Origin of the sequence: Gelidibacter sp. (assembly GCF_039916245.1) — a bacterium.
Classification (GTDB): Bacteria; Bacteroidota; Bacteroidia; order Flavobacteriales; family Flavobacteriaceae; genus Gelidibacter.
Genome location: NZ_JBDSLS010000109.1, coordinates 1 through 8,347, shown reverse-complemented (window position 1 = coordinate 8,347; position 8,347 = coordinate 1). Strand labels below are relative to the sequence as shown.

Below are 8,347 nucleotides of genomic sequence, written 5' to 3'. Positions count from 1 at the left end.
CTATGCTTCTGAATTTAAAAAAATTAGATTTGTGAATCAGGAAGATTTCCTTAATCTAAATTAAACCCCGCTTAATGAAAAAAAGACACTTTTTTTTCACACTTCTTATTTGTGGAATAATTGCGCTTGTTGTTTACAGGATTAGTTCAAATGCCAAAGCTAACAGTCCGAAAAATGCAAATAGAACCGCCAACGTCATGGGCGTTGAAGGAATGGTGCTGAAAGCCCAGACCTTTGCAGATAATATCAATCTTTCAGGAACTTTGGAGGCCAATGAAGACATTGAGCTTCGAAGTGAGGTTTCTGGGGTGGTCGAAAGTATCAAATTTGAAGAAGGTACAAAAGTGTCCAAAGGACAAGTGCTTTTCCATGTGAATGATGTGGAGTTACGCGCCCAATTATCTAAAGTAAAAACAGCTCAACAATTAGCTTCCGAAAATCAAAGACGCGCCAAGCTTTTATTGGATAAACAGGCTATAAGTCAAGAAGAATATGATGTGGCCAACGCCGATTTCGAATCTGCTCGTGCCCAATCTGATTTGATCGCCGCGCAATTATCAAAAACGACGGTGCGTGCACCGTTCTCTGGAACGATCGGTTTGCGATCCATTTCTAAAGGAACATATGTCACACCAGCAACCCCAATTGCTAATTTGGTCAATACAAGTCAACTAAAATTGACCTTTGCCATTCCTGAAAAATATGCTTCACAAATGAAAGTGGGAAGTCTGCTGACCTTCACTACGTCCAATTCTACGGAAGTACATACCGCTAAAGTTTACGCCATCGAGCCTCAGGTTGACATTGCGACGCGGACTTTGAAAATGCGGGCCATTACCGAGAATCAAGATGGAAAATTATATCCTGGAACTTTTGCGAACATAACCATGCCGCTTGAAGTCGTCAACGATGCGTTGCTTGTGCCTACAGAAGCTTTGATTCCGATACAAAATGGAAAGAAAATATTTGTAACTGAAGATGGAAAAGCTAAGGAAGTTATCGTGGAAACAGGTACAAGAACAGCTACTGATGTGCGTGTGCTTTCTGGAATTAAAGTGGGCGATACCATTTTAACTTCGGGTGTGATGTCGCTTAAAAACGGCACGCCAGTAAAAGTTAAATTAAAGAATTAATCAAGCAGATGAGTTTATCTACCTTAAGTATAAAGCGCCCTGTGCTCACCATCGTGATGAATTTGACCATCATGCTTTTCGGTGTTATTGGGTTTACCTATCTGGGCGTTCGGGAATTTCCATCTATTGACCCGGCACAAATATCCGTCAGCACAAATTACGCTGGTGCGAATGCCGATATTATCGAATCCCAAATCACGGAACCACTGGAGAAAGCCATCAACGGGATTGATGGGATTAGAAATATTACGTCTTCAAGTAATCAAGGCTCTAGTAGGATTAGCATTGAATTTAATCTCGGTAAGGATATTGAGGAAGCCGCTAATGATGTGCGTGATAAAGTCTCACAGGCTATACGGAGTTTGCCTCAGGATATTGATGCGGCACCAGTGGTCGCAAAATCGGATGCTGATTCGCGTGCCATTATTTCCATGACGGTTCAAAGTGATAATAAAAACATCCTAGAACTTACAGATTATGCCGATAATGTCCTGGCACAACGTTTACAAACCATTCCTGGTGTAAGTAGTGTGCAAATTTGGGGGCAACGTCGTTATGCGATGCGTTTATGGATTGATCCCTTGAAATTGGCATCTTACGGTGTGACCGTTGCCGAAGTCAGACAGGCTTTATTGACGCAAAACGTGGAGTTGCAATCTGGTAAATTATCGGGAGCCAATACTGAATTGAGTGTAAAAACAATCGGGAACCTTTCAACGGAAGAGGAATTCAATGACATCATCATTTCGGCCGAGGGCGGAAAAGTTGTGCGTTTTAGTGATATTGGAAACGCGACCCTGGAAGCGGAAAATATGGAAACCAAGTTGAGTGATTCAGGGCAACCGATGATTGCTTTGGCTATTATTCCTCAACCTGGAACGAATTATGTGGCTATTGCAGACGCTTTTTATGCGGAATTTGAAAAAATGAAGGAGGATTTGCCGGCCGATTTTAAGCTGAATGTCGTTGTTGATGATACCTTGTTTGTCAAACGTGCGATCACGGAAGTGGTTGAAACTTTAGCCATTTCGATAGTGTTGGTGATTTTGGTCATTTACTTGTTTTTCAGAAACTGGTCGATGGCGTTGCGTCCGTTGGTGGATATTCCGGTGTCCTTGATTTCCACCTTCTTTATTATGTGGATGTTTGGATTTTCGATTAATGTCTTGACGCTTCTTGCGATTGTATTGGCCACAGGTTTAGTGGTGGATGACGGTATTGTGGTCACCGAAAATATCTATAAAAAAGTAGAGGAAGGCATGTCGCCCATTGAAGCGGCGATTAAAGGCTCTAATGAAATTTTCTTTGCGGTTATTTCCATTTCGGTTACTTTGGCGGCCGTGTTTTTACCGGTTATTTTCTTGGAAGGATTTGTCGGTCGATTGTTTAGGGAATTTGGCGTCGTCATTGCTTCGGCGGTCATGATCTCGGCGTTTGTATCCTTGTCCTTAACGCCAATGTTGAATGCGTACATGATGAAACCTGGGAAACAAAAACGTTCTAAGTTTTACAATTTTACCGAACGTTATTTTGTGAAAATGAATAATGCCTATGCGAATTCATTAGGTAAATTTATGACTAAGAAATGGTTGAGCTTCCCAATTTTGGTCGTGTGTATTGTGATGATTGGGGTGTTTTTCAGCTTACTTCAAAAAGAAACGGCGCCATACGATGATCGTAGTTATATTGGTCTAAATGTCACGGCACCGGAAGGCGCATCCTATGAGTATATGGATCGGTTTATGGATGAAATGACCGATTTGATCAATGATTCCATTCCAGAAAAGAAAGTGAGTTTGATCATTACTTCTCCAGGTTTTGGATCTTCCTCGGTAAATAGTGGCCGTGCTACAATTTCATTGGTGGATCCTAGCGAACGCGATCGTACGCAAAAGGAAATTGCTGCCGATCTTGCCCGCTGGACCAGAAATTATGAAAGTGCCCGTGTGAGTGTTTCTGAAACGCCAACCATTGCGGTAAATAGAAGAGGAGGGATGCCAATTCAATACATTATCCAGGCGCCGAATTTTGAAAAACTCCAAGAGAAAATTCCGGAGTTTATGGTAGAAGCCGAAAACAATCCGGTTTTTGCCAATACGGATGTGAATTTGAAATTCAATAAACCTGAAATCTACGTTACGATTGATCGAAATAAAGCGAAAAGTTTAGGTGTTTCTGTTTTGGATGTCGCGCAAACGCTACAGTTATCTCTAAGCGGACAACGTTTTGGATATTTCATGATGAACGGAAAACAATATCAAGTGATTGGACAATTTGATAAAAAAGATCGCAACGAACCGATGGACCTGAAATCGATGTACGTGAAGAACGATAAAGGTCAATTGATCCAAATGGATAATTTAGTAACTACAGAAGAACATAGTAGTCCGCCGCAATTGTATCACAACAACCGTTATATGTCGGCTACGGTATCGGCAAGTTTAGCGCCGGGGATGAGCATTGGCGATGGTATTGAAGCCATGGAAAGTATCCGGGCCAAAGTATTGGACGATTCTTTTACCACTGATTTAGGTGGCGAATCCCGCGATTTTGTGGAGAGTAGTTCCAACACGCTTTTTGCTTTCGGATTGGCATTGTTGCTCATCTTCCTGATTTTATCAGCGCAATTTGAAAGTTTTATTGATCCGTTTGTGATTATTCTAACCGTACCTATGGCCGTCGCAGGAGCTTTGTTTTCGCTATGGTTATTTGGACAGACGTGGAATATCTTCAGTCAAATTGGTACGATTATGCTTATTGGCCTCGTGACAAAAAACGGAATTTTGATAGTGGAATTTGCCAATCAACTTCGGGAGGAAGGGGTGCCTAAACATGAGGCCATACAGAAAGCTTCCGTATCTCGATTGCGTCCAATTTTAATGACCAGTTTAACTATTGCCTTGGGGGCGCTTCCAATTGCACTTTCCCTTGGCGCGGCATCTGTAAGTCGTATCGGGATGGGAGTCGTCATTATTGGAGGAACGATGTTCTCGCTTATTTTAACCTTGTTTGTTATTCCAGCAATCTATATGATGTGGTCTCGAGAAAGAAAACAACATCCAGAATTTGATAAAATTGAGAATTATGAAAGGGAGTAAATTATGGTCAGTATATCTGTGCATATTTGTAGGGCTATTTTCCTTTCAAATACGGGCCCAAGACTTGCTGACGCTTGAAGAAGCTGTAAATATTACGCTAAATAATAATTACGACATTCGTTTGTCAAACAATTCATTAAAAGCAGATTCTCTGGGTGTAAGTCCAGGGTTTGCGGGGATGCTCCCACGAGTTTTTGCTCAGGGAACCACCAGTAATAGCATTCAAAATATTTCTCAAACACGCTCGGACGGCAATGTTATCGAATTGGACAATGCCAAAAACAACAATATTAGTTATGGCGTTGGTTTGGACTGGACTATTTTTGATGGCTTGAGAATGTTCGCACGCTATGATCAATTGAAAGAACTTGAAAAATTAGGAAAAGCAGAACTGCAAAGCACGGTGTTGAATCGAGTGAGTGATGTAATGATTACCTATTATGATTTGGTACAGCAACAACAGCAATTAAGAGCTTTGGATAGCACCTTGGTTATTTCAGAACAGCGTGTGGAGCTTGCCGATAACCGATTTAGTATTGGTAAAGCTTCTAAATTGGAAGTGCTTAATGCGAAAGTAGATTTGAATACGGACAAGACCCTTCATATCAGACAAATTGAACGGTATATCAATACCAAAATCAGGCTGAATGAAATCATGGCGCGTGATACCAATATCGATTTCAAGGTCAATGATGAGGTATTGATTGCTACTGATTTGCAACTGCCCGAATTAGAACGTTTAGCAACCACTCAAAATCCAGACCTACAAGCGCAATTGATCAATAAACGGATTTCAGAATTGGAATTGAAGCAAATTAAAGGCAATCGTTTTCCTAGGATTTCGGCGACTACAGGCTATAATTTCAGCGATTCAGAATCGAGTTTGGGATTTACCACCAAAAATAATGCCCGAGGATTGAACTACGGATTTGCTGCCAGTATTGACATTTTCAACGGATCGAATCAGAATCGGAATGAAAAAATTGCAAAGCTTCAAATTGAAAACTCATCCATTGCCATAGAGCAGCAAACGCAAACTATAAAGTCGCAGTTGCACACCGCATTTCAGACCTATTTGACCAATTTGAGTTTGATTGATTTAGAGACTAACAATGAAGAAATAGCAAAGGAAAACCTTAATATTACCTTGGCTAAATATAAAATAGGAACCATTCCAACCATCGAGTTTAGAACGGCCCAACTGAATTATATCAACGCTACCTTGCGGTTGAGCAATGCCATCTACGAAACTAAATTATCAGAAGTTACCTTGAAACAGTTGGCGGGGAGTTTATCTTTACAGTAATAGAAATCTTTTCTTAGTTTTTTAGGAATACCATTAGGAAAATTAAATTACAAAGAATTTCTATCAAATATCTTACGGTCTAGGTCTCTATATTATATGATCTTTTCGCCGAGCAACGGATGCTGAGCCTGTCGAAGTATCTAGATTCTTTTGTCCGATAAAAGTTTCTAAACCTTATGTTAAACCTCTCACAACCTATGGGAATTGTATGTCGTCCGATTTCTTTTATTTACCTTTGCAACTTGATTTTAACAAATGAAAAATATTTTTAACATTTTATTATAAGGGCATTCTGTATTTGCAACGTCTTGTTGGTAGAGAAGTTGCATCTTGTGTGTGCTTTTTCTGTTTTAAATATTGATAATACCCTAATTAACACCATCAAAATGAGAAATATCTTACTTTACTTTTTATTGGTTTCATTAACATGGACAACGGCTAAAGGCCAAGTTTTGGAGCCGGTAAAATGGTCAACTTCAGTCGAAAAAATCTCTGATACAGAGTACGACCTTATTGCAAGGGCTAAAATAGACAAAGGTTGGCACCTGTACTCACAGGATGTTCCTGAGGACGGACCAATTCCAACAACGTTTATCTACGAAACAGGTAAGGATGCTGAGCTAATGGGTAATACCATTGAAGAAAAAGGTGTTACAATCGATGATCCTGTTTTCAATATGCGGATCAAGTTTTTTGAGAATGCAACCGAGTTTAGACAACGGATCACTTTGATTAATAAGGAACTTTCCTTAGTCAAAGGCGAAGTAGAGTTTATGGTCTGTGATGATATCCGCTGTTTGCCTCCTTCGTATGTTGATCTTAATTTTGATTTGAAAAATGCCAAGACCGTTACAGGTTCAGCGGCAGGTGGTGTTAATACTGGCAGCACTATCGATTTTCAAGATCCAAATAGCAAAGACGCAGTAGCTTCTACAAATGACACAAAGGTTTTAAACAGTAAAGAAGATTCAGGAACTGATCACTCAGGCCTTTGGACCATTTTCATATTAGGAATGGGCGCAGGTCTGATCGCCTTGTTTACGCCGTGCGTTTTCCCATTGATTCCAATGACCGTTAGTTTTTTTACCAAACAAAGTCAGAATAAAGCTCAAGGGGTTAAAAACGCCATAATTTATGGTATTTGTATCATCGTGATTTATGTGATTCTCGGAACAGGGGTGGTCGCCATTTTTGGTGCCAGTGCCATTAACGAGTTCTCGACGAGCGTGACGTTTAACCTCATATTTTTCTTTATTCTGGTTATTTTTGCGGTGTCGTTTTTGGGTGCTTTCGAGATTATGCTGCCAAATTCATGGGCTAATAAAATAGATCGTAAGGCAGATAAGGGCGGTTATACCGGTATCTTTTTTATGGCTTTAGCTTTAGCTATTGTCTCCTTTTCATGTACCGGACCTTTTGTAGGGAATATTATCGTGCTTTCTGCAACCACTGGTGGCCTTGCACCAATGATCGGAATGTTTGGTTTTGCTTTGGCCTTGGCCTTGCCATTTGGTTTGTTTGCTGCATTCCCAGGGTGGTTGAACTCCCTGCCAAAATCTGGTGGATGGTTGAACACGGTAAAAGTGGTTTTAGGATTCTTGGAATTGGCATTTGCCTTCAAGTTCTTATCGCAAGCCGATTTAGTGTTACAATTGCATTTTTTAGAGCGTGAAGTATTCATTGCTATTTGGATCGCTATTTTTGGAACCTTGGCTTTTTATCTTTTCGGAAAAATCAAATTGCCGCACGATTCTCCGTTGACTCATATTTCCGTAGGACGTTTAAGTCTGGGATTATTGGTGTTGAGTTTTACCATTTATATGATCCCAGGACTTTGGGGTGCACCTCTTAATTTGATCAGTGCGTTCCCGCCACCGTTGGATTATTCTGAATCGCCTTATGGTGTTGGTAACTCTAAAGGAGGAGGCGGTTTTGTGTCTAACGATGCTCAGGAACTTCCTGATGGCGCCCATCTTTTAGCACCACATCAAATTTTGGCGTTCAATGATTATGATAAAGGATTGGCTTACGCTAAGCAAGTTGGCAAACCAATTATGTTAGACTTTACAGGTTGGGCTTGTGTGAACTGTAGAAAGATGGAACAGAACGTTTGGCCAAATGACCAAGTGTTGAATATTTTAAAGAATGAAGTGGTATTGATTTCCTTATATGTAGATGACAAACGCAAACTTGAGGACGATGAGGTCATTGAATCTCAATTGAAGCCAGGAAAACAGATTAAATACATCGGTCAGAAATGGAGTGAATTCCAAACGATACGCTATAAAACCAATACACAGCCCTTTTATGCATTGATAGGACTTGATGAGGAAAACCTTAACGAACCTGTAGGTTATACGCCAGATGCTCAGGAATATTTGGAGTGGCTGAAAGAAGGTGTCGGCGCATTTCAAAAGTAATAATACTCTTTTATATTGAAAGGCGAAGAAGCTCAGTGATGCGTTTTTCAATTTAAGAACAGATGTTTATAACTACCAAAAACCACTTCGTTTTTAACTGAAGTGGTTTTTTTGTTGGTCTCAAATTATGTTAAAGCCCCGCTGGAACGCTTGTCGGTCTGGAATGGCACTTTAGTCCATAGCTGTTTAATGGACAAAATCCTAATCTAATTTTTGAATTAAACTGAAGGCTATTTGGTCTGGGATATCTAACTAATGACCATTCATAGAAAGCATTCGCTACAACAGATTGCGATACTTTAAGGTTGCCTTTTTAAGGTTGTCAGACATTGTTTTTAACCAGATCAATTGATTGGAAATTAAATAGGCTTCCTGAAGATGGTGTAAGGT

The 8,347-nt window shown here is 40.2% G+C and carries 4 protein-coding genes; all 4 read left to right on the top strand.

Annotated features, from left to right (window positions below; genetic code table 11):
• The first annotated feature begins 74 nt into the window (after window positions 1-74).
• Window positions 75-1,133, top strand: a complete 1,059-nt coding sequence (locus tag ABIQ28_RS05705) for an efflux RND transporter periplasmic adaptor subunit (RefSeq protein WP_348035917.1) — start codon at window positions 75-77, stop codon at window positions 1,131-1,133.
• Window positions 1,134-1,141: 8 nt separating this feature from the next.
• The gene (locus ABIQ28_RS05700) at window positions 1,142-4,231 is read left to right on the top strand and encodes an efflux RND transporter permease subunit (protein WP_348035916.1); all 3,090 of its coding nucleotides are present in this window, start codon (window positions 1,142-1,144) and stop codon (window positions 4,229-4,231) included.
• A complete protein-coding gene (locus tag ABIQ28_RS05695; protein WP_348035915.1) occupies window positions 4,218-5,537 on the top strand; it encodes a TolC family protein in 1,320 nt (439 codons plus the stop codon). Before ABIQ28_RS05700 ends, ABIQ28_RS05695 begins: the two co-directional genes overlap by 14 nt.
• A 386-nt stretch (window positions 5,538-5,923) precedes the next feature.
• A complete protein-coding gene (locus tag ABIQ28_RS05690) occupies window positions 5,924-7,957 on the top strand; it encodes a cytochrome c biogenesis protein CcdA (protein ID WP_348035914.1) in 2,034 nt (677 codons plus the stop codon).
• The last annotated feature ends 390 nt before the right edge of the window (window positions 7,958-8,347 follow it).